Raw genomic sequence first — 26,042 nt, 5'->3', positions numbered from 1 at the left:
CGCCGGCTCGCCGTTCACGCGTTCGTGGTGTTCACCAGCAGCAGATTGGTGTCGATATCGTGGGTGACCTTGTTGGCGACCGAGCCCAACAGCCGTGCGGGACCGCTCATTCCGCGATTGCCGATGACCACCAGGTCGTACTTCCAGGCCGCGTTGCAGATCGCCTCCGCGGCGGGAACCCCGGTGAGCACGTCGCGGCCGAACAGTTCCGGATCCTCGACCTCGGCGGCACCTTCGACGTCGATGAGCGTTGCGGCGCCGTCGTCGTCGGTTTTGGCGGAGGTCACCAGAAATGGGCGCGCGCCGAGGGCCACCGCGACGTCGTAACCGCGGCGCACCGCGGTGATCGAACTCTCCGATCCGTCGGTGGTCAGCCCGACGGTGGTCCACCGCTTCGGGATCTTGTGGGTGAACACGACATCGGACTCACTGTGGTGGGACACGTGATTGGCGGTCGACCCCAGCAGCCGCGCCTTCGAACTGCCCAGGCCACCGCCGCCGATGACGAGCAGGGTGCCGGGTTCACCGGCGGCGACTTCCAGCAGGACCGCGCCCGCGGTGCCGGGGAGTTCGCTGCACAGCACGTCGGGCACACCTGCTTCGAGCAGCACTTCGGCGGCGGCCCCGGTGACCGCTTCGGCCCACGCGGCATCGGTGCCGGCCTTGAGCGTCGCTTCCTTCCAGACGCTGACCACCGTGACGCCGAGTTCGAGCTTGAGTGCGAGTTCCCCGGCGACCGCCACCGCCGTCCGCGCGGATTCCGAACCGTTGGTCCCCACGACGATGCGCTGGTACCCCATGTGTCGCTCTCCGATCGACGGCAGGTCAGCTGCGCTTGGCCACAGTATAAACGCCGCACACTCCGGGCAACCTGCTCGCGCGACTCACTCGCCGGTGCGCAGGTGCCGGTCGAAGAAGGCGAAGATCCGCTGCCAAGCGTCGTCGGTGGCCGCCGCGTCGTAGCCGATGCCGATGCGTTCCAGCACCGCGTTTCCCGGCAGGACGTTGGCGAAACTGTGGGTGGCGTTCGGGTAGGTCTTGATGTCGTGCTCGACGCCGTTGGCGGTCAGCGCGGCTTCGAGCTTGCCCGCGGCGCCAGGCAGTGACGGATCGAGCCTGCCGTAGCTGGCAACCACCGGGCACGCGCCGTCGAGCAGGGTTTTGTAGTCGCCGTAGAGGCCGCCGTAGAACGGGGCCGCCGCGTGGAAACCCTGCGGTGCGGTGAGCAGGGCGAAACCGCCGCCCAAGCAGAAGCCGAGTACCGCGATGCGGCCGGTGCAGTCGGGGTCGGCGGCGAGCCGGTCGCGGGCGGCGAGGATCTCCCCCACCGCGGGTCCCGTGCCGGTGAACGCCAGCGCACGGAACGCCTGCTGGATACAGCGGACGCGGCCGCGGGTGAACAGGTTCGGTGCGATCGCCAGATAGCCGTGACCGGCGACGATGTCGAGTTGATGCCGTAGATCGGCGTTCACGCCGAGGCCATCGTGCAAGACGACGACACCCGGCCACGGGCCCGCCCCCTGCGGGCGGGCGACCAGCGCTTCGAGCTTTCCGGCGGGAGTATCGATCTCGATCGATTCCATCGCTCGAATCTAGAGCCTCGATACGCCGTCCCCGGCGAGTGGGCGCGTTATCGCTCGGCGCGTCGCCGAGCCCGGGGGTTCGGGCAGCCGCAGCGCTTCATGCGAACTCGCCCGCAGCACCCCGCCGACGTGCAGGACGGTCGTCACGGACGTGGCGGCGGGGTGGTGCGTCTCAGGCATCACCGCTCCTGTCGCCGGTCGAACGCACGACGCAACAGCGCCGCCGCGCCTCTGGCGACAGTATCCGGCACGGGGCACGAGCATACGGAGTCGCGGGTGACCCGCGACCCGTCAGAGGGTGACGCCCAGCAGCGCGTCCACCGCGTCCCGCACCAGGGCGGGAGCCGCGGGATCGGCGCCGCCGTAGGTCAGCGACTGCGCCGCCCAGTTGTCGACCGCGTCGAGCGCCTTGGGGGTGTCCAGGTCGTCGGCCAGGTGCTGACGCAGCCGGGCGACGGTGCCGTCCGCCGCCGGGCCGCTGGTCAGGCCTGCGGCTTCCCGCCAGCGGGCCAGGCGGGTCTGGGCGTCGGTGAGCACCTCGTCGGTCCACATGCGGTCCTGGCGGTAGTGCCCGGCGAGCAGGCCCAGCCGGATCGCGGCCGGGTCGACCCCGGAACGGCGCAACTTCGAGACCAGCACCAGGTTGCCCCTGGACTTCGACATCTTCTCGCCATCGAGACCGATCAGCCCGGCGTGCACATAGTGGCGGGCGAAGCGGCGGGTGCCGGTGATCGCCTCGGCATGCGCGGCGGAGTATTCGTGGTGCGGATAGATCAGATCCGAGCCGCCGCCCTGGACGTCGAACTCGGTGCCGATCCGGTTGAGCGCGATCGCCGCACACTCGATATGCCAGCCCGGACGGCCCGCACCGAACGGCGCCTGCCAAGACGGTTCACCCGGGCGCTCGGCACGCCACAGCAGCGCGTCGATGATGTCGCGCTTGCCGGCACGGTCGGGGTCGCCGCCGCGTTCGGCGAACAGCTGCTCCATGGTGGCGCGGTCGTAGCCGGACTCGTAGCCGAACTGCTCGGTGGCGTCGGTCCGGAAATAGACATCCGGGTATTCGGCGTCTTCGACGGTGTAGGCGGCGCCGGCGGCGAGCAGCTTCTGCACCAGTTCCACCACCTCCTCGACCGACTCGATCGCGCCGATGTAGTCCCGCGGCGGGAGCACCTGCAGGGCGGTCATGTCCTCACGGAACAGGTCGATCTCGGAGGTGCCGAGGTCACGCCAGTCGACGCCGTCGCGGGCGGCGCGCTCGAACAGCGGGTCGTCGACGTCGGTGACGTTCTGCACGTAGTGCACCTCGTGGCCCGCGTCGCGCCACAGCCGGTTGATCAGGTCGAACGTCAGATACGTGGCGGCATGACCGAGGTGGGTGGCGTCGTAGGGAGTGATGCCGCAGACGTACATCTTCGCGGTCGCGCCGGGGGTGACCGGGCGGACCTGGCGATCGGCGGTGTCGTACAACCGCAACGGCGGCCCTGCTCCGGGGACGGTCGGTAGGGCGGTATCGGACCAGGACTGCATGATTCGAGGGTAGAGCCCCGGTCGAGGCGACCGGTCCGCGGCCCGGTCAGGCGGTTGCTCGCGGTGTTGCTCGCGCGCCCCGCTACCTGCACACAAACGTGTTCCGGTGTTCCCGTCAAGGGTTGCACTCAGGCAGATCCGCAGGTCACAGACCTGGCGGGGCGGATCGTCGGCGCCGGTGCCCGCGACCTGGGCTGATGGTTGCCGAGACGACGGGCATCCATCGCGAGCATTGTCACAGACCACAATTCCCTAAACATCCCTATTGCAACCTATAAGAACATTCGTTTACGGTAGTTTCATGACGGATCGCCTCTATTCGGTGGAGCAGGTCGCCGACTTGCTCGGACTGCACGTCCGCACCGTGCGCAGCTATGTCCGCGACGGCAAACTGCCCGCGGCCCGCATCGGCAAGCAGTACCGGATCGCCCACGACGACCTCGAGGCATTCACCGGCCTGCCGATCACCGCACCGCAGACACCGGACACGACCGGCAGGCACGCCGAGGCCTCCTGCATCGTCGAGATCGACGCCGTCGACCGCACCACCGCGGACCGGATCACCACACTGCTCACGGCGTCGGCGGCGACCCGCGGCCCCGGCGGCACGCCACTGCGCGTGGAAACCAGCTACGACCCGGGGCGATCGCGGCTCAAGGTCATCCTGCTCGGCGGTCTCACCGACACCGCCCGGTTGCTCGACTACATGGACGGAGTCCTCACCTCATGACCGGCATCTACAAGTCCGCCGAAGGCCGACGGGTCGTCGAACAGCGCTACCGCGAACACCTCGACGCCTGGCCCGTGCCGCGCGAGGAATTGCGCATCGACACCGGCGTCGGTGCGACGTTCGTTGTCGCCTCCGGCCCCGTGGACGCGCCACCGCTGCTCCTGCTGCACGGTTCCGGTGCGAACACCACCGCCTGGCGTGGTGACGTCGCCGACTGGGCCTCGCGGTACCGCGTGTACGCCGTCGACCTGCCCGGCGAGCCCGGCTTCAGCGCGCAGACCCGGCTGCCGTTGGACACCGACGCGACCGCGAGCTGGCTCGACGAGGTCATGGACGGCCTCGGACTCGACACGGTCGCGCTGGCGGGCATGTCGCTCGGCGGCTGGACCGCGCTCGACTATGTGCTCCGCAGGCCGGGCCGCGTCACCACGCTGGTCCTGGTGTGCCCGGGCGGGCTCGGTGGTCAACGATTCGGATGGCTGGTGAAAGGCATGCTGCTGCGTCTGCTCGGCCGTGGCAGTGTGCGCGATTCCGCACGGACTGTCCTCGGCCTCGACGACGAGACGGCCGGACCGATCCTCGACGATGTCGAGCTGATCTTCGACCATTTCAAGCCGCGCACCGGGCGTCTGCCCGTATTCGGCGACGAGCGACTGCGCACGGTGGACATTCCGGTGCTGGTGATCGTCGGCGATCGCGACGTGCTGTTCGATTCGGCACGCACTGCCGATCGTGCCCGCGGCGGATTCACGCGGGGCGAGGTGCGCCTGCTCCCCGATGTAGGTCACGGGGTGTTCGGTCAGACCGCGACGATCAGGGAGTTCCTGGGCGCGCACTCCGGCTGACCGGAGCGAACGTGATGCGCTCGGTGTCGCCGCGCGTCGGGTGCGGCGACACCGAACTCACCGGGTGATCACGCCTGGGCGTAGCACTGCACGTTCAAGGTGTCGGCCTCCGGGCCGAACTTCGGCAGCGCGTAGTAGGCGGCGCCGACCTGATCGGCGGCCTGCACGGTGACCTCGGGCAGCGGCGCACCGGTGTTGCGGTCGGTGGCGGTGCAGACGAAGGTCTTCTCGGTCCACCAGCCGCTGGGGAACGCCTGCGCGGGCGCGGCAACAGCGGCGACAGCACCGGTGAGCAGCAGCGCGGCGGCGGAGCTGGTGACGATCGAGCGGGTCGACGACATAGATTTCCTCTGATCTTGCGTTGGATGACGAAAGTGCTTGGAGCACACTAGCACCGGCCCCGACCCGGAAACGCAGCCCCAAGATACCTGACGTCACCGCATCCGTGGGCCGGAATCGTCGACATCGAGCCGGTCCACGGCGTCGCCGTAAACCATGGGGCTGGCATCGCATTCGGCGACGAAGTCGGCCGGAAACCCCCGGTCGAACGGCACCGCTTCGTCGAGCACCCGGACCGCGTCCTCGGGCAACCGCAGGGCCGCGGCCGCCAGATTGCCGCTCAGCTGGTCGGCGGTGCGCACCCCGAGGATCGGCAGCACGGCGCGGCTGCGGTGCCGGGTCCAGGCGAGCGCGACCTGCTCGGGCGGAACGCCCAGTCCCGTGGCGACTTCGGCGACCGCGGCGGCCGCCGCCAGTGCGCGCGGTGTGGTCGCCCGTCCCGAGCCGGCGGCGAGCGCTCCCCCGGCCAGCGGCGACCACGCGGTGACCGTGAGCCCGAAGGCCTCGGCCATCGGCAGCAACTCCCGTTCGATGCCACGTTCGAGCAGACTGTAGGGCACCTGGATGGCGGCGAACGGTGTGCGATCGTTGTTCTGCGCGATCGTGTTCGCGCGGGCGACGACCCAGGCGGGTGCGTCGGAGATGCCGATCGCCAGCGCCTTTCCGGCCCGCACCACGTCGTCGAGCGCGCGCATCGTCTCCTCGATCGGCGTGTGCCGGTCCCAGACGTGCACCCAGTACACGTCGACGTAGTCGGTGCGCAGCCTGCGCAGGCTCTGTTCCAGCGACAGCACCAGGTTCTTGCGGTGGTTGCCCGCGGCATTGGGGTCGGTGACGTCGCGGCTGAGCGTGTACTTGGTGCCGAGCACGAAACGGTCGCGATCGCGCAGCACCCGACCGAGGATCGCTTCGCTGTCGCCGTACGCCGAGGCGGTGTCGAGGAAGTTTCCGCCTGCCTCGGCGAAGGTAGCGATGATCCGTTCGGTCTCGACAGGGTCGTCGAAACGCATGGTGCCCAGAGCGAACTCGGAGACGCGCAGGCCGGTGTGACCGAGGAGGCGGTAACGGAGCATGCCGTCAGTCTCGCCGGGAAACGCGGCCGCAGACAGACCGTGTCAGGGCCACCCTGGGATCAGAACGCGGGCCAGGGAATCGGGCGCGAGGAATTCGGGACCGGCATCACCGGATGATCGAGCAGCGCCTTCGTGCGTTCGGTCAGCGCGGTGATCTCGGTGTCGGTGATGTGCTCGGCCAGCGAATCGGCCACGGTGCCGGGCAGTTGCGCGGCGAACGCGGCGATGTCGGCGATCAGCGATTGGTGAACGGGTCGCCCGGCCCAACCCCACAGCACCGTGCGCAGTTTCGGTTCGCTGTGCAGGCAGATGCCGTGGTCGACGCCGTACACCTGCCCGTCGACACCTTCCAGCGCGTGCCCACCCTTGCGGTCGGCGTTGTTGAGCAGCAGGTCCAGGACCGCCATCCGTTGCAGGCGTGGATCGTCGGCGTGGATGAGCGAGACCTCGTTGCCCTCACCGTCGAGGGCCCGCAGCACCTCGCAGAAGCCGTCGGGCACCGTGCCCGGCCGACACAGGTCGACCAGGTCCAGGCGCCGGCTGCTCGACGCGCTGTGGTGGTCGACCGAGGTCACCCAGCGCTGCACCATGCCGGGCCCGAACGGCCCGTCCCGCAACACCGTCTCCGGGATGACACCCCAGCCGAGGTGCTCGGAGATCAGATACGACGCCACCTCACGACCCGCGAGGGTGCCGTCGGGGAAGTCCCACAGCGGACGCTCGCCACGCACCGGCTTGTACACCACCCGCAGCGGGGCGCCGTCGGGTTCGGGTGCGGCGATCTCGCACACCAGCGTCAGATTGCTGGCGACGCCGATCCGGCCGACGATGTCCAGTTCGCCTTCGGTGATTGCCGGCACCGGATCACTCCTCGTCGATCTCGGCCGTACCGAAGATCTCGCCGCGCTTGTAACCGTTGGTGCGCACGCACATGTGCCCGCGCGAGGACAGCGGTTCGCCGCACAGCGGGCACGGCGGACGGCCCGCCGCGATGACCCGCGCCGAGCGCAGGGCGAACTCGCGGGCCTGGATGGGGGTGAGGAACACCCGTACGGCGTCGGGGCCTTCTTCGGTGTCGTCGAGCACCACCGATTCGTCGACCTCGGTCTCGGTGATCGCCAGCAGTTCCACCACGACAGCGCCCGCGTCGGCGTCCCAGCCCAGACCCATGGTGCCGACCCGGAATTCGGTGTCGATGGGCGTCACCAGCGGCGCGACATCGCGGACGTCCTCGCCCTGAGGTGGCACCTCGGCGCCGAAGCGGCGCGCCACCTCGTCGAGCAGCAGTCCCATCCGGTCGGCGAGCACCTTCACCTGCTGCTTCTCCAGCAGCACGCTGACCACGCGCGGTTCCTGCACGGCCTGCAGGTAGAACGAACGATCGCCTGGTTCACCGACGGTCCCGGCGACGAAACGATCGGGGGTGCGGAATACATGGATTGCGCGTGACACATGCACCTCCTGATACGTGACCCTGATCGACACTCACGAACACATTTCCCTCAAGGAGAATCGCGGTGTCCCGCATTCCCATTATCCGCGCCGGTGGCAGTCGGCACCTCTCCACCGGGAGCGGGTGCCGATGCGCCGGCGAGCGCGGACAGGTCGGCGCCGGTGTCGTTGAACTTCCACACCGACGGCCCGACCGGGCTGTAGCGGACGACGCTGATCGAGGCCGGTTCGACCGCGATCCGCTGGAAACTGTCCAGATGCAGGCCGAGCGCGTCGGCCAGGATCGATTTGATGATGTCGCCGTGCGCGCACGCCACCCACAGCACGTCACGACCCGCCTGCTCGGCCAGCCGGCGTTCGGTGTCGCGGATCGCGGCGACCGCACGCTGCTGGACCTGGGCCAGCCCTTCCCCACCGGGGAACACCGCACCGGAGGCGTGCCGCTGCACGACCTTCCACAGCGGTTCGGTGACCAGTTCGGCCAGGGGGCGGCCGGTCCAGTCGCCGTAGTCGACCTCGATGAGCCGTTCGTCGTGCTCGGGTTCGAGGCCGAGCTTCTCGGCCAGCGGTGCGACGGTCCGCTGGCAGCGCAGCAGCGGTGAGCTGGCGATGTGTTCGATCGGCAGCATCGCCAGCCGGTCGGCGACCGCGGCGGCCTGCTCGGTACCGCGCTCGGTGAGCTCGACACCGGGGGTGCGCCCGGCCAGGGTGTGACCGATGTTGGAGGTGGACACTCCGTGCCGGAGCAGGATCACCGTCATGGGACCAGCCTAACCATCCGTTCTCGCCGCACTCAGGTCGCGGAGACGACGCCTGCGGACAGCAGGGCCAACATCGTGAGGCCGAGGATGATCCGGTAGCCGACGAACCAGTAGAACGAGTGCTTGCCGACGAACTTGAGCAGCCAGGCGACCGAGGCGTACCCGACGCCGAACGCCAGGATCGTGGCGACCAGCAGCTGCGGTCCGCTCGCATTGAGTCCCTCACCGGCGGGCTCGAACGCGTCGGGCAGGCTGAACAGGCCCGATGCGGTGACCGCGGGGATGGCCAGCAGGAACGAGAACCGCACCGCGGCCTCCCGCTCGAGGCCGAGGAACAGGCCCGCCGTGGAGGTCGCGCCGGAGCGGGAGACACCGGGAATCAGGGCAAGACACTGCGCCAGGCCCATGATCAGGCCGTCGCGAGTGGTGAGCTGCTCGATCGGGCGGATCTTGCTGCCGAAATGTTCACCGGCGGCGATCACCAGCGCGAACGCGACCAGCATGAACGACACCAGCCACAGGTTGCGGGCGCCGGTGCGGATCTCGTCCTTGAACAGGAAACCGAGCACGCCGATAGGGATGGTGGCGATGATCACATACCAGCCGATGCGGTAGTCGAGCTCGCGCTGGGTGTCGCGTTCGTGGGCTTCGCGGGCGCTGCGGTCCATCACCGGCAGTTTGGTGGTGACCCGGTCGCCGACCGCGACCTCGCGCTGGGAGCGTTCCTGCCACCGCAGGCCGAGGGTGGTGAACCAGGCGACGATGATCCGCCAGATGTCCTTGGCGAAATACACCAGCACCGCCAGCTCGGTGCCCAGCTGGGTGACGGCGGTGAACGACGCCCCCGCGTCGTCGCCGAAGAACACGCCCGAGACGATGCGCAGGTGCGCCGAGGAGGAGATCGGCAGGAACTCGGTGAGTCCCTGCACCAGTCCGAGTACCAATGCCTGAAACCAGGTCATCGACTCGCCCAACACGTCCTCCTGCTACCTCGCGCCCGAAAGACAGCGTCCTCCTGGGCTTTTGCTACATCGAGCGGCCTGGAAGGGCCGCGACCTCGCAGCGACCCTACCTGTCGCGGTGCGGTGGCGTCGCCCGCCCACCGGGCGATCGGTTCGCGCAGCCCTCGCCGCGGGTCGTCGGCGAGGGACCACACGGCGCGCCCATTAGGCTGGGCCCGTGACGAAAACGCGGGCGCGGTGATGGAACAGCGAACGGTGGGACGCAGCGGCCTTCGGGTGTCGCGGATCGGCTTGGCGACCCACACCTGGGGCACCCATACCGACGCCGACGAGGCATCGGTGCAGTTGGCGGCGTTCACCGAGGCCGGTGGCACGCTCGTCGACATCTCCCCCGTCTACGGCGACGGCGCGGCGCAGCGGATCCTGGCCGATCTGCTCGGCGACCTGGTCGCCCGTGACGATCTGGTGCTCAGCGGCAGCGCGGGTGTGGTCCTGCACGCGCCCGGCGCCGGGGTCGGTGGCAGCGTGCCGGCACCCGCGGCGACCGGCCCGGTCGTCGACGCGTCGCGCCGGACATTGCTCGCGCAACTGGACCGGACACTGCTCGAACTGGGCACCGACCATCTCGACATCTGGAGCATCGCCGCCTGGGACCCCTACACCCCGCTCGACGAGGTCACGGCGACCTTGGAGACCGCGGTCCGCACCGGTCGCACCCGGTACGCGGGGGTGCGCGGGTTCGCGGCCTGGCAACTGGCCAGTCTCGCCGCGATCGCGCCGATCACGGCCGCGCAGACCCCGTACTCGCTGCTCGCGCGCGGCACCGAGAACGATGTGATCCCGGCCGCGCGGCACCACGGGGTCGGCATCGTCGCCTCCGCGCCGCTGGCGGGCGGCATCCTCACCGGCAAGTACCGCGACGGTGTGCCCGCGGATTCGCGCGGCGCCGACGAGGCCACGGCTGCCGAGATCCGGCGCAGGCTCGACGACGAACGCGCCACCCGCGTGGTGGACGCGCTGGTCACCGCGGCCGACGGCCTTGGCACCTCGCCGCTGGCGGTGGCGCTGGCCTGGATCAGGGACCGGCCCGGCATCGCGAGCATGATCGTGGGTGCCCGTGACATCGGCCAGCTCACCGGAGTGCTGGCCGCCGAAACCCTCGAGTTGCCGCGCGCGATCGCGGCGGCACTGGACGATGTGAGCGCACGTTCCGAATGATGGCTAGCCTTACCTGCATGAGACTGCGCGGTGTGCTGACGGCGATGCTCGCGGCGACGGTGTTGACCGGCGCCGTCGCCTGCACGGGAAGCGACCCTGCATCGACTGCCATTTCCGGTGGCCCCGCGACGGCGCAGCTGGCCGACCTCGACCCGGTCCCGATCGGCGCACCGCCGACGCCGCGTCTGCCCGCGACCGCACGCTCCTTCGACGGCACCGAGGTGACCGTCACCGACGCGTCGCGGATCATCGCCGTCGACCGCTACGGCACCCTCGCCCAGACCGTGTACGCACTCGGCCTCGGCGCGAACCTCGTCGGCCGCAGCACCTCCGCCTCCTTCCCCGCCGTCGCGAACGTGCCGAATGTGGCGGGCGGCAACGGCAGCCTCAGCGTCGAAGCCGTCCTGGCCCTGCGCCCATCGGTGTTCCTGACCGACACCACCAGCGCGGCGCCCGCCGTCCGCGATCAGCTGCGGGCGGCGGGCGTGAACGTCGTCTACTTCGATCCGGACCGCACCATGGACGGTGTGGTGCCGCAGATCGAGGCCGTCGCCACCGCCCTGGGCGTACCGGAGGCCGGCGCACAGCTCGGGCAGCGCACCCGCGACGAGATCGCCACCGCCACCGCCCGCGTCCCGAAGCAGGATCCGCAGCCGAAGATCGCGTTCCTGTACCTGCGCAGCACCGCGATCACCATGATCGCGGGCCCGGGTTCGGGCGCGGATTCGCTGATCACCGCGATCGGCGGGGTCGACGCGGGCACCGCTGCCGGGGTGAGCGAACCGTTCACCGCGATCACCAGCGAGGCGATGATCGCCGCCGCGCCCGATGTGCTGCTGGTGATGTCGGACGGGCTGAAGTCGGTCGGCGGAATCGACGGACTTGTGAAGATCCCCGGTATCGCCCAGACCCCCGCCGGACGCGATCGCCGGGTCGTCGACATGTCCGACGCGGTGCTGCTCAGCTTCGGCCCCAACACCGGCCGGGTCATCACCGCGCTGTCCGACGCCGTCTACGGCAAGCCGGCATGAGCGATGCCCCTGATCTGACGAAATCCGCGGACGCGCCGCGGATCGACGACGCGACCCCCGATCCGCTGCCGCACCCGCGTCATCGGACCACCCGGGTCACCGTCGTGTTCGCCGTCGCGCTGGTCGCCCTCGTGGTGCTGGCGCTGGTGTCGGCGGTGCTCGGTCAGGTGCCGACCACCGCGGCCGAGGTGCTGGGCAGTGTGGCGCACCGGATCGGGCTCGATATCGGGCCGATGCCCGCGCATCCGGCAGGTGAGGTGACGTTGTGGGAGGTGCGATTCCCGCGCGTCGCGCTCGCCGTCCTGGTCGGGGCTTGCCTGGCGACAGCGGGTGCGTTGTTGCAGGGTGTGTTCGCCAATCCGCTCGCCGAACCCGGTGTGATCGGTGTGTCCGCGGGCGCCGCGGTCGGCGCGGGCACCGTCATCGTGGTCGGTGGCGCCTTCGTCGCTTCCTGGTCGGTGGCGGCGGCCGCGTTCGCCGCGGGGCTGTTCACCACCGCGCTGGTCTATGTGCTGTCGCGGTCGGGTGGGCGCACCGAAGTCGTGACGTTGATCCTCACCGGCATCGCCGTCAACGCCTTCGCCGGCGGCCTGATCGCGCTGTTGCTGTTCGTGGCCACGCCCGCGGCCCGCGATCAGATCGTGTTCTGGCAGCTCGGCAGCCTCAACGGCGCCACCTGGCAGTCGGTGGCGGTGGTCGCCGTGCTGGCCTCGGTCGGCGTGCTGGCCGCCGTGCTCATCGCACCGCGGCTGGATCTGCTCGCGCTCGGTGACTCCGCTGCCCGTCATCTCGGCGTCGACGTGGAACGGCTGCGCAGGCAGGTGATCGTGGTGGTGGCCGTGCTGACCGCCGCCGGGGTGGCGTTCAGCGGCATCATCCTGTTCGTCGGGCTGATCGTGCCGCACGTGGTGCGCATGCTCGTCGGCCCCGGCCATCGGGTGCTGGTCCCGTTGAGCGCGATCGTCGGTTCGGTGGTGCTGCTCGGTGCCGACGTCGTGGCGCGCACGCTGGTCGACAATGCCGACCTGCCGCTGGGCATGCTGACCTCGCTGATCGGCGGCCCGTTCTTCTTCTGGCTGCTGCGCCGCACCAGGGCGCGGGCGGGAGGCTGGGGATGACCGACATCCATCCGGCCGTCGACACACCCGCGGCTCCCCCGCGGCGCAGTCGCTCCGTGCGCAGCCTGTTCACCCGGACCCCCGATGTCCCGACGCGGCCCGCACCGGGCACCGTCACCCTGCGTGCGACGGGTCTCACCGTCCAGCGCGGTACCCGGACCGTTCTCGAAGACGTCGACTTCCAGGTCGCGGCCGGTGAGATCGTCGCCCTGGTCGGACCGAACGGCGCGGGCAAGTCGAGCCTGCTCGCCGCCCTGGCCGGCGAACTCGCGCCGAGCACCGGCACGGTGACGCTCGAAGGTCACGCGCTCGCGCACTGGACCCACGCCGACATGGCCCGCCGCCGCGCGGTGCTGCCGCAATCGCACGCAGTCGGGTTCCCGTTCACCGCCCGCGAGGTCGTCGCCATGGGCCGCGCGCCCTGGCTGCACACGCCCGCCGCCGAGCACGACGACGACCTCATCGCCGCCGCCCTGGCCGCCACCGACGTCACCCATCTCGCCGGCCGGGTGTTCCCGTCGCTGTCCGGCGGTGAACGCGCCCGCGTCGCGCTGGCCCGCGTCCTGGCCCAGGACACCGCTACCCTGCTGCTCGACGAACCCACTGCCGCCCTCGATATCGGCCACCAGGAGGCCGTTCTCCGGCTGGCGGCGACCCGGGCCGCCGCGGGTGCCGCGGTCGTCGTCGTCGTCCACGACCTTGGCGTCGCCGCCGCCTACGCCGATCGCGTCACCGTCCTGGATGCGGGTCGCGTCGCCGTCGACGGACCGCCCCGCCAGGTCCTCACCCGCGAACTCCTCACCGGCATCTACCGCCACCCTGTCGATGTGTTCGACCACCCGGTCACCGGTGCGCAGCTGGTGTTGCCGGAGCGTCCCCGGGCGTGATCCTGGAACGAGAGGTCAGCCCCGGATCGGTCCGGGGCTGACCTCTATCGCCGCGGGCCCGCTACCGCCAGATGATCTTGAGCAGGGCGGGCGTGAGCACCATGCGGATGATCGTGGCGTCGATGATCAGCGCGACGATCATGCCGTAGGCGATGTATTTCATCAGCACCAGATCCGAGAAGCCGAACGCGCCGGTCACCACGATGAGAATGGCCGCGGCCGAGGTGATCACGCCACCGGTGTGGGCGACACCGTAGCGGATGGATTCGGTGGCATCGGCGCCGGAGGCCCGCTTCTCCGCGATCCGGGACAGCAGGAACACCTCGTAGTCGGTGGACAACCCGAAGATCACCGTGACGATCAAGGCCACCACCGCGAACATCAGCGGTCCCGGCGTGAAGTGGAAGGCATCGGAACCGTGGCCTTGCACGAAGATCCACGTCAGTACGCCCAGCGTCGAGACGAGACTGAGCGCGCTCATCGCGACGGCCTTCACCGCCAGGATCACCGACCGGAACGCGATCACCATCATCGCCAGCGCCGCGGCCATCAGGATCGCCAACAGCAGCGGGAGACCGTCGATCAGGCCGTTGATGCTGTCGCGTTCCAGCGCGGGGATACCGGCGACCATGATCTGGACGCCCGGTGGTTCGGGCAGGTCGCGCAATGTGTCGATCACCCGGTCGGCGTCGCGTTTGTCACCGAGTCCGGCCGAGAGGACGTTGACTCCGTCCTTCGTCGGTGCGGCGGGCTCGAACCGGCCGGTCAGGCCGGGAATCTGATTGGCCTCGAACCGGATGTCGCCGAGTTGCCCGGGCGACGCGCCGACCACGACCAGCTTCACCGGTTCGGTGCGGAAGCCGGGGAAGAGCCGGTCGAAGTCCTCCTGCGCCACGCGCGCCGGATTGTCCGCCGCCAGATACTTCTCGCTGATCCCGCCGAACTCGATGTGGCGCAACGGAATGCTCAATGCCAGCAGGCCGAGCACGATGGGGATCACGACCGCCCACGGCCGCCGCATCGCCCACTGCGCCAGCCGGGAGAAGAATCCCGCGTCGATCTCCTCCTCGGTCTTGCTGCGCGAGAATCGCTTCCAGCCGAGCCAGTCGATGCGCCGCCCGGCGATGCTCAAGGCCGCAGGCAGCGCTGTCACCGACAGCAGCGCCGCCAGCATCACCGCGGAGATGCCGCCGTAGGGCACCGAGCGCAGCACACCGTTGGGGAAGATGAACAGCGCGCCGAGGCTGATCGCGATGATCGCCGCCGAGAACAACACCGTGCGGCCCGCCGTCGCGACGGTGCGGGCCGTCGCGTCCTCCACGCTGCGGCCCGCCGCGAGTTCCTCCCGGAATCTGGTCACCGTGAACAGTCCGTAGTCGATCGCCAAACCGAGGCTGACCAGTGTCATCACCGCACTGGCGAACACATTGACTTCGATGTGCGCGGTCAGCAACCGCAGGATGCCGGAGGTGCCCAGGACCGTGAGCCCGCCGATCATCACCGGCAGCAACGCTCCGATGACGCCGCCGAACACGAAGTACAGCAGGATCGCCACAATTGGCAACGCGATGATCTCCGCGCGCCGGATGTCGTGCTGCATCCCGATATTGATGCCCTCGACCACCGGCTGCAACCCCGCCAGCTGCACGGTGGTGCCGCCGGGCCCGCCACCGGGCACACCGGCGTTGAGATGCGGTTTCAGGGCGAGATAGTTGTTGACCGTGGCCGTTCCGCCACCGCCCGCCAGTCCGATACTGGCGAACGCGTGCTGCTTGCTGGGATCGGAGGCGTCCGCGGAGAACGGGCTGTCCCAGTAGCTGTCGATCTTGTGGATGTGCTTGCCGTACTGCTCGCGCAGGTCCGCGAGCGCGGCCACCACGGGGCCGCGCACCGCGGGATCGTCGACGGTGGTGCCGGCGGGCGCGGTGTAGATGACGATCAGGTCGCCGTCGGTGTCGCGGCCGAAGGTGTCATCGGCCAGTTTCGAGGCCGCCACCGACTGGCTGGACTCGTCGAACCAGCCCTCCTGGGTGTAGCGGCCCGCCAGATCCCGGCCGAACCAGCCCGAGATCAGCACTGTCAGAACGAATACCCCGAGCACGAGGTAGCGGTGGCGGTGGACGAACCGGCCCCACCGCATCGCACGCGATTCCCGCATGGTCAGCCGCAGGCGGCGGTGCGATAGTCGGCCGAGCGCAGGATGCCGCACAGATCGGTGCGTGAGATCTTCCACTTCCCGTCGAGCAGCACGAAATGCACGATGGTGGTGCGGATATTGGTGCCCGAACCGTCCTTGTCCAGGCGCATCGTGGCGGTGAGGGTGCCGTCACGGTTGTCGAAGACGGGGTCGACGACGCCGTAGACGGCGTGCGGGTTGTCGCGCAGCGCCTTGTACATGTCGGGGATCGCGTCCTTGAACGCGGCGCCGTCCTCGATCAGGTCGGTGCGTTCGACATCGGGCAGGTCGGGGTCGAGCGCGCGCTTGATCTGCGCGTCGAGTTCCGTGGCGGTCGGCAGCGGCACATTGGCCTTGCTCGACGAGACCGCGATGGAGGAGGACAGGGAGGCTTGGGCCGATGACCGTGCGGCGTCGACCGAGGCCTCGTCGGTGCCACCACCGCAGGCGGTGAGGGCGACGAGGGCCGTGAGGCAGGCGGTGGCCGCAGCGGCCCTGGCGAGAAGTGTGGAAGACATCACCATCTACATACCATCAATCACGGCACTGATCCGGCCCAGGATGCTCCGGACCGTCATGGTTTCCCTCGGCGCGGCGGTCGGGACCGGGATCGCGTCGTGGATCAGATCGCGTACGAACGCGGCGACGCTGCGTTCGTCACCGAGGTCGATGTCGGTGACCTGCGCCTGCGCGGTGGCGACCACATCGTCGGCACCGGGTACGGTCTCGCCCAGGTCGGCGCGGTAGATCTGCACGGTGAGGGTGGCGCGGTGGGTGCGGAAGGTGAACGCGCGACCGTCGTCGGTGGTGCCGAAACCGTGGGCGAACGGGCCGACGGAGATGTCATCGATGCCGAAGCCCGCTGTTGTCCGGTCGGTCATCGGTGATCCCCTCCCGCTTCCTGGCAAAACAATTGTCGACACGTCAACAGTAACCTCCGTCACCGACAGGACCGACGTGCGCCACCCGGTCGGAGCTACCGGTGAGTCATCATGGTCAGATGGTGATCAGCGGTCACCTCGTGAGATTAGGAGTTCGGTGCATGCGCCCTCGCGGCTCGGTCGCCTCAGCGCTGTTCGGCGCGGCGGCACTGGTGGTGCTGACGGGATGTGCCGGTGCGGACGGCCCCGACGTGCCGACCAGGGAACCGGCCACCGCGGCCGTCTCCCCTGCCACTGCAACATCGCCCGCAGGCCTGGTCATTCCCGCCGCCGCGACGAAAGCGCTGCTGGCCGAACGGGAAACCGGTCGCCTCGCGGCCCTCGACATCGCGGGCACCACGCTGACATTGATCGACCCGACCGCGACCGGCGCCGCGCGGACCGTCACCCTGCCCGCCGCCGGCGCCGCATTGACCCAGGGCACACCGGGTGAGGTGCTCGTCGCCGCCCCGGATCGGGTGCTGCGGGTCGACGTGACCGCGGGCACCGTGACCGAGACTCCCGTCGACGGCGACGTGCACAGTGTGCAAACACGCACGGACGGCACGCTGATCGTCGGCACCGCCGACGGCACGGTGCGGGAACTGCGGCCCGACGGCAGCGTCGCCCGCACCGTCACCGGCCTCGTCTCGGCCGACGTGATCGCCCTGACCGGTGCCGACATCACCGTCCTCGACCGCAAGCAGACCGCCGTCGTCAGCGTCCGTGACGACGCGCTCGGCCTGATGCTGCGCGCCGGTGACGGCGCAGCAAACGCCATCGCCGACCCGGAAGGGCGGATCATCGTCACCGACACCGCGGGCGGTGAACTGCTGGTCTACTCGGCCGGTCCGCTCGTGCTGCGCCAGCGTTTCCCGGTATCATCGTCGCCTTATGCGCTCGCCTACGATCCACGCTCGAACACGGTCTGGGTGACCTGCACGGAGAGCAACGAGGTCGTCGGCTACGACCTGTCGACCGGGATCGGTGTCGAGGTGGGGCGATTCCCGACCCTGCGCCAGCCCGACGCGGTGACCGTCGACGAACGCACCGGCGACCTGTTCGTGGCCTCGGCCGCGGGCGAGGGTCTGCAGCGGATCGGCGGGGACGAGCGGAAGAGAGGGCAGTGATGGCGGTCAAGCCCCGCGGTTCTCGCTCGGCGGTACCGCCGAGCTGGGAGACCAGCAACGACGACTATGAATACGTGCCGCTGCGGCTGCCACCCGAGGTCACCCGGGTCACCGCCTCGATGCGGCTGGCCATCCAGGCCGAATTCGGTGGCTGGGAATTGTCCCGGGTGCGCGCCTACACCGACGGCAGTCGCCGGGTGTTGTTGCGCCGCCGCAAGAATGCCGTCCTGCCTGTGCCCGAGCCTGGATTGTGAGCCGACCCATGTACGCCCTGTTACTACGCCTGATGTTCCTGGTCCCGCCGGAGCGGGTACATCACCTGGTCTTCGCCGCCCTGCGGCTCGCCACCTGGTTCCCGCCGACCCGCTGGCTGGCGCGCAAGCTGACCGTCGCCGACGACCCGATCCTGGCCACCACCGCCTTCGGTGTCGAGTTCCCCGCACCGCTGGGCCTGGCCGCCGGTTTCGACAAGAACGCCGACGGCGTGAACACCTGGGGCTCGCTCGGTTTCGGTTTCGCCGAGATCGGCACCGTCACCGCGCACGCCCAGCCCGGTAACCCGGCACCGCGCCTGTTCCGGCTGCCGGCCGATCACGGCCTGATCAACCGGATGGGCTTCAACAACCACGGCGCCGCCGCGGCCGCCGCCCGCCTGCACAGCGCGCATCCGACCGTCCCGATCGGCGCGAACATCGGCAAGACCAAGGTCACCGAACCCGAGGCCGCCGCGGGCGATTACGCCACCAGCGCCCGACTACTCGGCCCCCTCGCCGATTTCGTCGTCGTGAACGTGTCCTCCCCCAACACCCCCGGTCTGCGTGACCTGCAGGCTGTCGAGTCGCTGCGCCCGATCCTGCAGGCAGTGCTCGACAGTGTCACGGTCCCGGTCCTGGTGAAGATCGCCCCCGACCTGTCCGACGACGACATCGACGCCGTCGCCGACCTCGCCGTGGAACTGGGCCTGGCCGGCATCGTCGCCACCAACACCACCATCCGCCGCGACGGGCTGGCGACCCCGGCCGCCGAGGTCGAGGCGATGGGCGCCGGCGGCCTGTCCGGTCCGCCCGTGGCCGAACGCTCCCTGGAAGTCCTGCGCCGCCTCTACGCCCGCGTCGGCGACAAGCTGGTCCTGATCTCGGTCGGCGGCATCGAGAACGCCGACCAAGCGTGGGCCCGCATCCTGGCAGGCGCCACCCTCCTGCAGGGCTACACCGGTTTCATCTACGGCGGCCCCTTCTGGACCACCCGGATCCACCGTGGCATCGCCGCCAACCTGCGCGCGGGCGGTTTCCGCTCGCTGTCGGAGGCGGTCGGCGCCGAGCACCGCGCGCCCTCGGCCTGAGGGTCTATCCGTAGTTGACGCGCGGCACCGGACCGCCGCGTCCACGCAGCAGCTGTGTCGGCCGAAGCCGAAGCGCAGCTGGTGGGTGGGACGGCGGATCGTGGACGGAATCGTCGGTGCCGCGCGACCGTTCACCGACGCGTTTGGCGAGCTTGATCAATGCCTGCTGCCAGATCATGCCGAGGATGTCGGCACGAGCGCTGATCTCGGCGTGCGCGAGGCGATCGTGTGCGGCGGCGAGGTCACTGACGAGTTCGTCGAGCTCCATGCCCGCCAACGCCTGCTCCCGGGTGAGGCTGTATTCGGGCAGCCAGCTCAACCGCCAGGTGTCGGGTCCGGTCCGTTGCGCGTACTCCGGTGTGCGGTCGCTGCGCAGCGTGTCGTCGGTGCTCTGAATTGCCATCGCAGACCTGCCTTCCCCGCCGGGGCGCGATGCCCGCCGAGCGTCTGGCGGGGCGCGTGCTCCCCGTAACCCAGTGTGGCATTTGCCTTTTGTCCGGGTCAATTGCCATTGTAGGGAGGTAATTGCCGCAAACCGGGCGCGGCAAACCCGGCATTGTGGCGATCGCAGTCCGGCGTCCGCCGCCTCACCGAGGCGGTCGACTCGCCGCCAGGTCATGGGAGGCAGCATGTCGATGGTTCCCCAGGACGCTCGTGTCGCCGCCATTCGCAGCATCCTGACCAGGCTGGGCAAGTACTCGGGCCTGAGCGCAGAACGTTTGCGGCACACCGAGATCGATGCCGCGCCGCTGCTCGAACTGCTGTCCGTGCGCAGACATGCCCGGCGCACCGGAGCCAGCCCGGAGGAGTCGATTCTGCCGGTGGTCCGCGAGGTCGCGCAGTGGCTGCCCCCGACCGATCGACTCATCGTCGATGCCGCGCTGTCGCTGGGCCTGTTCCGCGACCGCGTCGGCGTCGGTCTCGATGTAGAACGCCTTTATGCAGACAACCTCGGCGAACGTCGAGAGGCCTTGACCGAGCAGTGGGTCGCGCTGCACACGTTGCTCGACGTCGAGCCGGTGCCCGAAGCGCCGACCGTCAAGCGGCTGCGCACCGTCTCCGAACACCATGCCTTCACCGCGCTGGCGGGTCTGCTGGCCACCGACTCCGGCTATCCGATGGCGAGACCACCTGCCGGTCAGGCCGCCGAGGCGGCGCCCGCACCGCGCGGCGTCGTCACCGTCATCGGCGACGCCGTCATCGACCACCTCTATCGAGTCGACATGTTTCCCGACGGCGACGGCGCGGCCAGCGGCAGCTTCACCGGGCATCCCGGCGGCAAGGGCCTCAACCGCGCTGTCGCCGCAGCCCGTCTCGGCATCGACGTGCATCTGGTCTCCGCGGTCGGCGGCGACGAATACGGCCGCCGGATCCTCGAATTCATCGAGGCCGAGCGCGTTCACCTCGATCTGATCAAGGTCGTGCCGTTCGCGCCCTCCCTCGTCACGGCCGTTGTGCTCACCCCCAACGGCGAATCCCGCATCATCGGCTGTCGCGACAGCCGTGTCCAGCTCCAGGACGAGGACGTGCACCGTCCTGAACTGCGGTCCGCGCTCGAATCCTCCGACGTGGTGGTACTCAGCTTCGAGCAGCCGCCCGCGATCATCGAGCAGGTCCTGGCGGTGGTGTCGCAGCTGCGGCCCAAGCCGCCGGTCATCATGTGCCCGACGCCGTCGATGGCGGTACCGCAGGGCCTCTACCAGCACCTGAGCGTCGTCGACTACCTGGTCGGCACGACGGCCGAACTCGCCGCTCTCCTGCCCGATGTCCCCGCCGAATCCGCCGACGACATCGCCCGGCTGCTGCGCGGTCTCGGCGTCGGCACCGTGTGCACGGTCGAGAACTTCCAATGTGCTGTCGCCTCCGACACCGTCGAGACCGTCATCGACCACTTTCCGCAGGTGCTCAAAGCCTCTGTCGGCGCCGCCGCCGCCTTCACCGGCGCACTCGCCTACCGCATCGTCAATGCCCGATCTCCGCTGACCACAGCCGATTTCGTCTGGACGACCGCCGCGATGATTCCGACGCAGAAGCTGGGCGCGGTCGCGGTATCGATGCCCGCCGCCGACGAGATCGACCGCATCGTCCGGCTGTACGCGCGGCCCGCGACCGACCGGGGGTAAAGTCGCGGCGTTCAGCTCGCACGCCCTGTCCGACAACGGCGGTCGCGCCGCCCTGTCCCCCGCACGGAGGATCGTTGACCATACTGTCGTTCGGCAGTGCCAGAACCGGACGCGCCGGTGGCGACACCCAGCACCGGCTGGGACGCCAGGGCAGCGACCTTCCGGTCCGGGTCATCGAGATAGCCGACCCGAGCGATGGTGGGTATCTGCTGGTTTTCGGCGAACCACGCAACGGATGCCTGGTCCGGGTGCATTCGCGCTGCCTCTACGGCGAGGGCCTCGGCTCCGACGACTGCGACTGCGGCGCGGAGCTCACCGAGTCGATGGACCGCATCCAGCAGGAGGGCGCCGGCGTGCTCGCCTATCTCGAACAGGAGGGGCGCGGCGCCGGCCTGATCTGGAAGGCCCGTGGCTATCGCGAGAGCGAATTGTCCGGTGCCGACACCTTCGACAGCTACCGGCGCCTCGGTCTCGATATCGACGCCCGTCGCTACGCCGCCGCCGCGCTCGCACTGCGCGAACTCGGCCTCACCCGGGTCCGGCTGCTGACCAACAACCCCGACAAGTGCCGGGCGTTGGACGAGGCCGGCATCGCGGTCGACCCCATCGCACTCACCATTGCTCTGCAGACGGTTCGCGGCAGGCGATATCTGCAGGCCAAACGCCGCCATCGCCGGCACACCATCCCCGCGGACCCGTCGGCAGATGTCGCACCCGACCCTGCGCCGCGTCCATGGTGGCGGCCGCGTCGTCGGCGGTAACCGCCGCCACAATCCCGTATGTCCGGTTACGATAAGTGAGCCGCGCCACTCTCGACGCCCATCGCTCGAGACGATGAGACAGATTCACTCGCATTGGCTCGGCTTCCGGCACGGCTTCTATCGGGAACAGGGATATGACAGACATCGGTTTCGCGCACGCTTCCGGCGTCACGGTGCACACCGTGCCCGCCGCCTTCCAGCAGACCGCCGCGTTGCGGCCCGACCAGATCGCCTTGCGAACGGTGGGCGGCACCCAGCAGATCACCTGGGCGGAGTACGCGACGCGGGTGCGAGCGCTGGCCGCGGGCCTGGCGAAGCTCGGCGTCGGCCATGGTGACGCGGTCGGCATCATGCTCACCAACCGCCCCGAGTTCAACTTGATCGACACCGCGGCCCTGCACCTGGGCGCGACCCCGTTCTCGGTGTACAACACCAGCTCGCCGGAGCAGATCGCGCACGTGTTCGCCAACGCGGGCAACAAGGTCGTGATCACCGAGCAGGCGTTCCTCGACGCCATCCGGGAAGCGGGCGCCGAGGTCGAGCACACCGTGCTCGTCGACGGCACCGCCGAGGGCACCATCGGCCTGGCCCAGCTGGAGTCGGATCCGCAGCCCGACTTCGACTTCGACGCCGCGTGGCAGGCCGTGCAGCCGGGTGATCTGGCCACCCTGATCTACACCTCCGGCACCACCGGCCCGTCCAAGGGTGTCGAGCTCACCCAGAGCAATGTGATCGCCCAGATCGTCGGCCTGGTCTCCGGACCGCTGCCGGTCGGGTTCGACGACCGCGCCGTCTCGTACCTGCCGGCCGCGCACGTCGCCGACCGCATCTCCGCGCACGGGATGAGCCTGCTGACCGGCATCCAGATCACCACGGTCACCGACCCCCGCGAGATCGCCGCCGCGCTGCCCGATGCCCGTCCCACCGTGTTCTTCGGTGTGCCGCGGGTGTGGCAGAAGATCAAGGCAGGCATCGAGAACAAGCTGGCGGTCGAGCCGAGCCCGGTGAAGAAGGCGCTGGCCAACTGGGCGATCGGTGTCGGTGTGGCGCAGGCCAAGGCGAAGCTGTCCGGTGAGGGCGGCTCGCTGCTGCTCGGTGTGCAGCACAAGGCCGCCGACGCGCTGGTGCTGTCGAAGCTGCGCGAGGCGCTCGGTTTCGGTGACCTGAAGGTCGCCGCGTCCGGCGCCGCCCCGGTGCCCGCCGAGACCCTGGAGTACTTCCTCGGCCTCGGGTTCGCGGTCAGCGAGGTGTGGGGCATGTCCGAGACCACCGGTGTCGGCACGTTCACCGATCTCGACAAGCCGCGCCCCGGCTCGGTCGGCCGGGTCATGGACGGTGTCGAACTGCGGCTCGACGCCGACGGTGAGGTGCTCATCCGCGGCCCGATCGTCACCCCCGGCTACCGCAACATGCCCGACAAGACCGCCGAGGCCATCGACGACGCGGGCTGGCTGCACACCGGTGACATCGGGACCCTCGACGCCGACGGCTACCTGCGCATCGTCGACCGTAAGAAGGAACTGATCATCAGCGAGGCGGGCAAGAACATCGCCCCCTCCAACATCGAGAACGCCATGAAGGCGGCGTCATCGATGATCGGTCAGGCCGTCGCCATCGGTGACGCCCGCCCCTACATCACCGCGCTGATCATGCTCGATCCCGATGTCGCGGCGTTGCGCGCCAAGGAGTTCGGCGCCACCGACGCCACCCACGCCGAGCTCGCGCGGCGTGCCGAGATCGTCGAGGAGGTCAAGGCCGCGGTGACCGCGGGTAACCGCAAGCTCTCGCGGGTGGAGCAGATCAAGCGCTTCGTCATCGTGGAGACCCTGTGGGAGCCGGGCGGCGACGAGCTGACCCCGAAGATGTCGCTCAAGCGGACCCCGATCGCGAAAAAGTACGCCACCGACATCGAGCAGTTGTACGCCGCGACCCCCGCAGAGCACGTCGTCAATGTGAAGTAGGCCCGAGAACGGCGGTGGCCCCGGGAGATTCGTCTCCCGGGGTCACCGCCGTTTCAGTTCAGTTCTGCTCGTAGGTGCCGATCAGGGTGGCCCGGCCGAGGGAGTGGGAGAACAGGTTGAACCCGAGATAGGCGGGCGTCGCATCCGGCCCGACCTCGAGCTCGGGAACGTCGACGGCGTGCACCACCACGAAGTACCGGTGCGGCCCATGGCCTTGCGGCGGCGCGGCGCCGACGAAACCGGGAAAGCCGCCGTCGTTGCGCAGCGTGACCGCGCCGGCGGGCAGTGCCCCGCCTTCGCTGCCCGCGCCCGCGTCGAGGGAGGTGACCGAGGCCGGGATGTTGGCAACGGCCCAGTGCCAGAAGCCCGACGCGGTCGGCGCGTCCGGGTCGTAGACCGTGACCGCGAAGCTCTGGGTGTCTTCCGGGAAGCCGGACCAGCTCAGCTGCGGCGAGATGTCTTTGCCGCCCGCCCCGAACACACCGGACACCTGGTCGTTGGCCAACGGCTGACCATCGGTGATGTCGGTGGAGGTGACAGTGAACGACGGAACCTGCGGCAGTGCGTCATACGGGTTGTAGCTCATGGATTCTCCGATTCGTGGCGTCGGTGCTCAGCTGTGCAGGAGGAAGTGTTCCAGTACCCGGGTGCCGAATTCCAGTGACTGCACCGGCACCCGCTCGTCCACCCCGTGGAACAGGGCGGTGAAGTCCAGCTCCGGCGGCAGCTGCAGCGGCGCGAAGCCGAAGCAGCGAATACCCAACCGCGCGAACGCTTTCGCGTCGGTGCCGCCGGAGAGCATGTAGGGCACGGTGCGCCCGTTCGCGTCGTGGGCGAGCACCGCGTCGTTCATCGCGTCGACGAGGTGACCGTCGAAGGTGGTCTCGTAGGAGTCGAGTTTGGTGATCCATTCGCGTTCGACGTCGGGGCCGATCAGCTCGTCGACCTCGCGTTCGAACGCGGCTTGCCGCCCCGGCACGACCCGGCAGTCCACCACGGCCTCGGCGGTCTGCGGGATGACGTTGGCCTTGTAACCCGCTTGCAGCATCGTCGGATTGGCGGTGTCGCGCAGGGTGGCGCCGATGATGCGGGAGATGGTGCCGAGCTTGGCGAGCTGGCCCTCGATATCGGGGCCTTCCGGGTCGAACTGCAGCCCGCTCTCCTCGCTGACGGCGGCGAGGAACTCGGCCACCGAGTCCGACAGCACCACCGGGAAGGTGTGCCTGCCCAGCCGGGCGACGGCTTCGGCGAGGATGGTGACGGCGTTGTCGTCGTGCAGGAACGAGCCGTGCCCGGCGCGAGCCTTGGCTCGCAGGCGCATCCAGCCCAGCCCCTTCTCCGCGGTCTCCACCAGGTAGAGCCTGCGCTCGGTGCCGTCGGGACGCGGCACGGTCAGCGAGAAGCCGCCGACCTCGCCGACCGCCTCGGTGATGCCGTCGAACAGATCGGGCCGGTTGTCGACCAGCCATTGCGATCCCCACTTGCCGCCGTTCTCCTCGTCGGCCAGGAACGCGAACACCAGATCGCGCGGCGGTACGGTGCCCTCGGCCTTGAACTGGCGGGCCAGGGCCAGGGTCATGCCGACCATGTCCTTCATGTCGATCGCGCCGCGACCCCACACGTAGCCGTCGCGGACCGCGCCGGAGAACGGGTGCACGCTCCAGTCGGCGGCTTCGGCGGGTACGACGTCGAGGTGCCCGTGGATCATCAGCGCGCCGCGGCTGGAGTCGGCGCCTTTCAATCGCGCGAACACGTTGCCGCGGCCGGGCGCGCCCGATTCGACGTACTCGGTCTCGTATCCGACCTCCTGCAACTGCGCGGCCACCCACTCCGCGCACTCGCGCTCGCCTCGGGTGGTCGCCAGCTCACCGGTGTTGGAGGTGTCGAACCGGATCAGCGCACTGACCAGCTCCACCACCTCGTCCACCGCGCGGGACCGTTCGTTCGAACCAGAACTCTCGCCAGATGCCGACACGTCCCCTTTCCTACCACCCCGGCCGCGTCCCCCGCGCCATCTCCCCTGGCGCGCGACGATTCCGCCGCTGCTGGCGACTATGACTCGCGCTGAGCGGAATTCCGGAATTGGCATCCCCACCGCCT

27 protein-coding genes are annotated in these 26,042 nt (G+C 69.5%); 12 read left to right on the top strand and 15 right to left on the bottom strand.

Annotated elements, in window-relative coordinates; translation table 11 throughout:
* Window positions 1-14: 14 nt before the first annotated feature.
* The 3 genes from ACFVAV_RS14880 to mshC all read right to left on the bottom strand — a co-directional run bounded on the left by ACFVAV_RS14880 (window position 15) and on the right by mshC (window position 3,113).
* Window positions 15-800 (bottom strand): universal stress protein, encoded by a 786-nt coding sequence (locus ACFVAV_RS14880; RefSeq protein WP_379035073.1) that lies wholly within the window; start codon window positions 798-800, stop codon window positions 15-17.
* 84 nt (window positions 801-884) lie between these two features.
* A complete protein-coding gene (locus tag ACFVAV_RS14875) occupies window positions 885-1,583 on the bottom strand; it encodes a dienelactone hydrolase family protein (protein WP_379035071.1) in 699 nt (232 codons plus the stop codon).
* A gap of 291 nt (window positions 1,584-1,874) precedes the next feature.
* On the bottom strand, window positions 1,875-3,113 hold the full coding sequence (mshC, locus tag ACFVAV_RS14870; RefSeq protein WP_379035069.1) for a cysteine--1-D-myo-inosityl 2-amino-2-deoxy-alpha-D-glucopyranoside ligase: 1,239 nt from the start codon (window positions 3,111-3,113) through the stop codon (window positions 1,875-1,877).
* A 301-nt stretch (window positions 3,114-3,414) separates the two neighbouring features.
* Between mshC and ACFVAV_RS14865 the strand changes: the two genes are divergently transcribed.
* Both ACFVAV_RS14865 and ACFVAV_RS14860 read left to right on the top strand, forming a co-directional pair.
* Window positions 3,415-3,843 (top strand): helix-turn-helix domain-containing protein, encoded by a 429-nt coding sequence (locus tag ACFVAV_RS14865; protein WP_379035067.1) that lies wholly within the window; start codon window positions 3,415-3,417, stop codon window positions 3,841-3,843.
* Window positions 3,840-4,688, top strand: coding sequence for an alpha/beta fold hydrolase (locus tag ACFVAV_RS14860; RefSeq protein ID WP_379035065.1), 849 nt, complete (start codon window positions 3,840-3,842; stop codon window positions 4,686-4,688). Before ACFVAV_RS14865 ends, ACFVAV_RS14860 begins: the two co-directional genes overlap by 4 nt.
* A gap of 68 nt (window positions 4,689-4,756) precedes the next feature.
* On the opposite strand, the gene ACFVAV_RS14855 is transcribed toward ACFVAV_RS14860, so the two are convergent.
* From ACFVAV_RS14855 to ACFVAV_RS14830, 6 genes are all read right to left on the bottom strand, one after another.
* Window positions 4,757-5,029 carry a hypothetical protein gene (locus tag ACFVAV_RS14855; protein WP_379035063.1) on the bottom strand — a complete coding sequence of 91 codons (273 nt, stop codon included), beginning with the start codon at window positions 5,027-5,029 and terminating at the stop codon, window positions 4,757-4,759.
* Between the two features lie 93 nt (window positions 5,030-5,122).
* A complete protein-coding gene (locus tag ACFVAV_RS14850) occupies window positions 5,123-6,100 on the bottom strand; it encodes an aldo/keto reductase (protein WP_379035061.1) in 978 nt (325 codons plus the stop codon).
* A gap of 59 nt (window positions 6,101-6,159) precedes the next feature.
* A complete protein-coding gene (locus ACFVAV_RS14845; protein ID WP_379035059.1) occupies window positions 6,160-6,960 on the bottom strand; it encodes an SCO1664 family protein in 801 nt (266 codons plus the stop codon).
* Between the two features lie 4 nt (window positions 6,961-6,964).
* Entirely contained in the window at window positions 6,965-7,552 is a 588-nt protein-coding gene (locus ACFVAV_RS14840; protein WP_379035057.1) for a DUF3090 domain-containing protein, read from the bottom strand.
* A gap of 50 nt (window positions 7,553-7,602) precedes the next feature.
* Complete coding sequence (locus ACFVAV_RS14835; protein ID WP_379035055.1) at window positions 7,603-8,313, bottom strand: histidine phosphatase family protein; 711 nt, start codon at window positions 8,311-8,313, stop codon at window positions 7,603-7,605.
* A 32-nt stretch (window positions 8,314-8,345) separates the two neighbouring features.
* Window positions 8,346-9,287, bottom strand: a complete 942-nt coding sequence (locus ACFVAV_RS14830) for an undecaprenyl-diphosphate phosphatase (protein ID WP_379035053.1) — start codon at window positions 9,285-9,287, stop codon at window positions 8,346-8,348.
* Window positions 9,288-9,515: 228 nt separating this feature from the next.
* On the opposite strand from ACFVAV_RS14830, the gene ACFVAV_RS14825 reads away from it, so the two are divergent.
* From ACFVAV_RS14825 to ACFVAV_RS14810, 4 genes are read left to right on the top strand one after another with little or no spacing between them, the layout of a single operon-like run.
* Window positions 9,516-10,493: an aldo/keto reductase gene (locus ACFVAV_RS14825; protein ID WP_379035051.1), complete on the top strand. Its 978-nt coding sequence runs from the start codon at window positions 9,516-9,518 to the stop codon at window positions 10,491-10,493.
* Window positions 10,494-10,510: 17 nt separating this feature from the next.
* Complete coding sequence (locus ACFVAV_RS14820) at window positions 10,511-11,524, top strand: hemin ABC transporter substrate-binding protein (protein ID WP_379035049.1); 1,014 nt, start codon at window positions 10,511-10,513, stop codon at window positions 11,522-11,524.
* On the top strand, window positions 11,521-12,642 hold the full coding sequence (locus ACFVAV_RS14815; RefSeq protein ID WP_379035047.1) for a FecCD family ABC transporter permease: 1,122 nt from the start codon (window positions 11,521-11,523) through the stop codon (window positions 12,640-12,642). Before ACFVAV_RS14820 ends, ACFVAV_RS14815 begins: the two co-directional genes overlap by 4 nt.
* Window positions 12,639-13,529 (top strand): heme ABC transporter ATP-binding protein, encoded by an 891-nt coding sequence (locus tag ACFVAV_RS14810; protein WP_379035045.1) that lies wholly within the window; start codon window positions 12,639-12,641, stop codon window positions 13,527-13,529. Before ACFVAV_RS14815 ends, ACFVAV_RS14810 begins: the two co-directional genes overlap by 4 nt.
* A 61-nt stretch (window positions 13,530-13,590) precedes the next feature.
* Here the strand turns inward: ACFVAV_RS14810 and ACFVAV_RS14805 are convergent, their stop codons facing one another.
* From ACFVAV_RS14805 to ACFVAV_RS14795, 3 genes are read right to left on the bottom strand one after another with little or no spacing between them, the layout of a single operon-like run.
* Window positions 13,591-15,687 carry an MMPL family transporter gene (locus ACFVAV_RS14805; RefSeq protein WP_379035043.1) on the bottom strand — a complete coding sequence of 699 codons (2,097 nt, stop codon included), beginning with the start codon at window positions 15,685-15,687 and terminating at the stop codon, window positions 13,591-13,593.
* Between the two features lie 2 nt (window positions 15,688-15,689).
* On the bottom strand, window positions 15,690-16,223 hold the full coding sequence (locus ACFVAV_RS14800; RefSeq protein ID WP_379035041.1) for a hypothetical protein: 534 nt from the start codon (window positions 16,221-16,223) through the stop codon (window positions 15,690-15,692).
* 6 nt (window positions 16,224-16,229) lie between these two features.
* Complete coding sequence (locus tag ACFVAV_RS14795; protein ID WP_379035039.1) at window positions 16,230-16,586, bottom strand: hypothetical protein; 357 nt, start codon at window positions 16,584-16,586, stop codon at window positions 16,230-16,232.
* A 161-nt stretch (window positions 16,587-16,747) separates the two neighbouring features.
* Between ACFVAV_RS14795 and ACFVAV_RS14790 the strand changes: the two genes are divergently transcribed.
* The 3 genes from ACFVAV_RS14790 to ACFVAV_RS14780 are packed head-to-tail and all read left to right on the top strand — an operon-like array spanning window position 16,748 to window position 19,097.
* Window positions 16,748-17,755 carry a YncE family protein gene (locus ACFVAV_RS14790; protein WP_379035037.1) on the top strand — a complete coding sequence of 336 codons (1,008 nt, stop codon included), beginning with the start codon at window positions 16,748-16,750 and terminating at the stop codon, window positions 17,753-17,755.
* Window positions 17,755-18,009, top strand: coding sequence for a DUF5703 family protein (locus ACFVAV_RS14785; RefSeq protein ID WP_379035035.1), 255 nt, complete (start codon window positions 17,755-17,757; stop codon window positions 18,007-18,009). The genes ACFVAV_RS14790 and ACFVAV_RS14785 overlap by 1 nt, the downstream gene beginning before the upstream one ends.
* A gap of 8 nt (window positions 18,010-18,017) precedes the next feature.
* A complete protein-coding gene (locus ACFVAV_RS14780) occupies window positions 18,018-19,097 on the top strand; it encodes a quinone-dependent dihydroorotate dehydrogenase (RefSeq protein ID WP_379035033.1) in 1,080 nt (359 codons plus the stop codon).
* Window positions 19,098-19,101: 4 nt separating this feature from the next.
* Here ACFVAV_RS14780 and ACFVAV_RS14775 read toward each other — a convergent pair whose 3' ends face one another.
* Window positions 19,102-19,500 (bottom strand): hypothetical protein, encoded by a 399-nt coding sequence (locus tag ACFVAV_RS14775; protein WP_379035031.1) that lies wholly within the window; start codon window positions 19,498-19,500, stop codon window positions 19,102-19,104.
* Between the two features lie 226 nt (window positions 19,501-19,726).
* Between ACFVAV_RS14775 and ACFVAV_RS14770 the strand changes: the two genes are divergently transcribed.
* The 3 genes from ACFVAV_RS14770 (at window position 19,727) to ACFVAV_RS14760 (ending at window position 23,942) form a co-directional block, all read left to right on the top strand.
* Window positions 19,727-21,220, top strand: a complete 1,494-nt coding sequence (locus tag ACFVAV_RS14770; protein WP_379035029.1) for a PfkB family carbohydrate kinase — start codon at window positions 19,727-19,729, stop codon at window positions 21,218-21,220.
* Window positions 21,221-21,294: 74 nt separating this feature from the next.
* A complete protein-coding gene (gene ribA, locus ACFVAV_RS14765) occupies window positions 21,295-21,981 on the top strand; it encodes a GTP cyclohydrolase II RibA (RefSeq protein ID WP_379035027.1) in 687 nt (228 codons plus the stop codon).
* Window positions 21,982-22,115: 134 nt separating this feature from the next.
* Window positions 22,116-23,942 carry an AMP-dependent synthetase/ligase gene (locus ACFVAV_RS14760; RefSeq protein ID WP_379035025.1) on the top strand — a complete coding sequence of 609 codons (1,827 nt, stop codon included), beginning with the start codon at window positions 22,116-22,118 and terminating at the stop codon, window positions 23,940-23,942.
* 58 nt (window positions 23,943-24,000) lie between these two features.
* Here the strand turns inward: ACFVAV_RS14760 and ACFVAV_RS14755 are convergent, their stop codons facing one another.
* Together ACFVAV_RS14755 and ACFVAV_RS14750 are read right to left on the bottom strand one after the other, a co-directional pair.
* Entirely contained in the window at window positions 24,001-24,528 is a 528-nt protein-coding gene (locus tag ACFVAV_RS14755; protein ID WP_379035023.1) for a YbhB/YbcL family Raf kinase inhibitor-like protein, read from the bottom strand.
* A gap of 27 nt (window positions 24,529-24,555) precedes the next feature.
* The gene (locus ACFVAV_RS14750) at window positions 24,556-25,917 is read right to left on the bottom strand and encodes a M20/M25/M40 family metallo-hydrolase (RefSeq protein ID WP_379035020.1); all 1,362 of its coding nucleotides are present in this window, start codon (window positions 25,915-25,917) and stop codon (window positions 24,556-24,558) included.
* Window positions 25,918-26,042 lie beyond the last annotated feature (125 nt).

The sequence above is a fragment of the Nocardia sp. NPDC057663 genome, from assembly GCF_042799895.1.
Classification (GTDB): domain Bacteria; phylum Actinomycetota; class Actinomycetes; order Mycobacteriales; family Mycobacteriaceae; genus Nocardia.
This window is presented reverse-complemented; position numbering and strand designations above follow the sequence as displayed.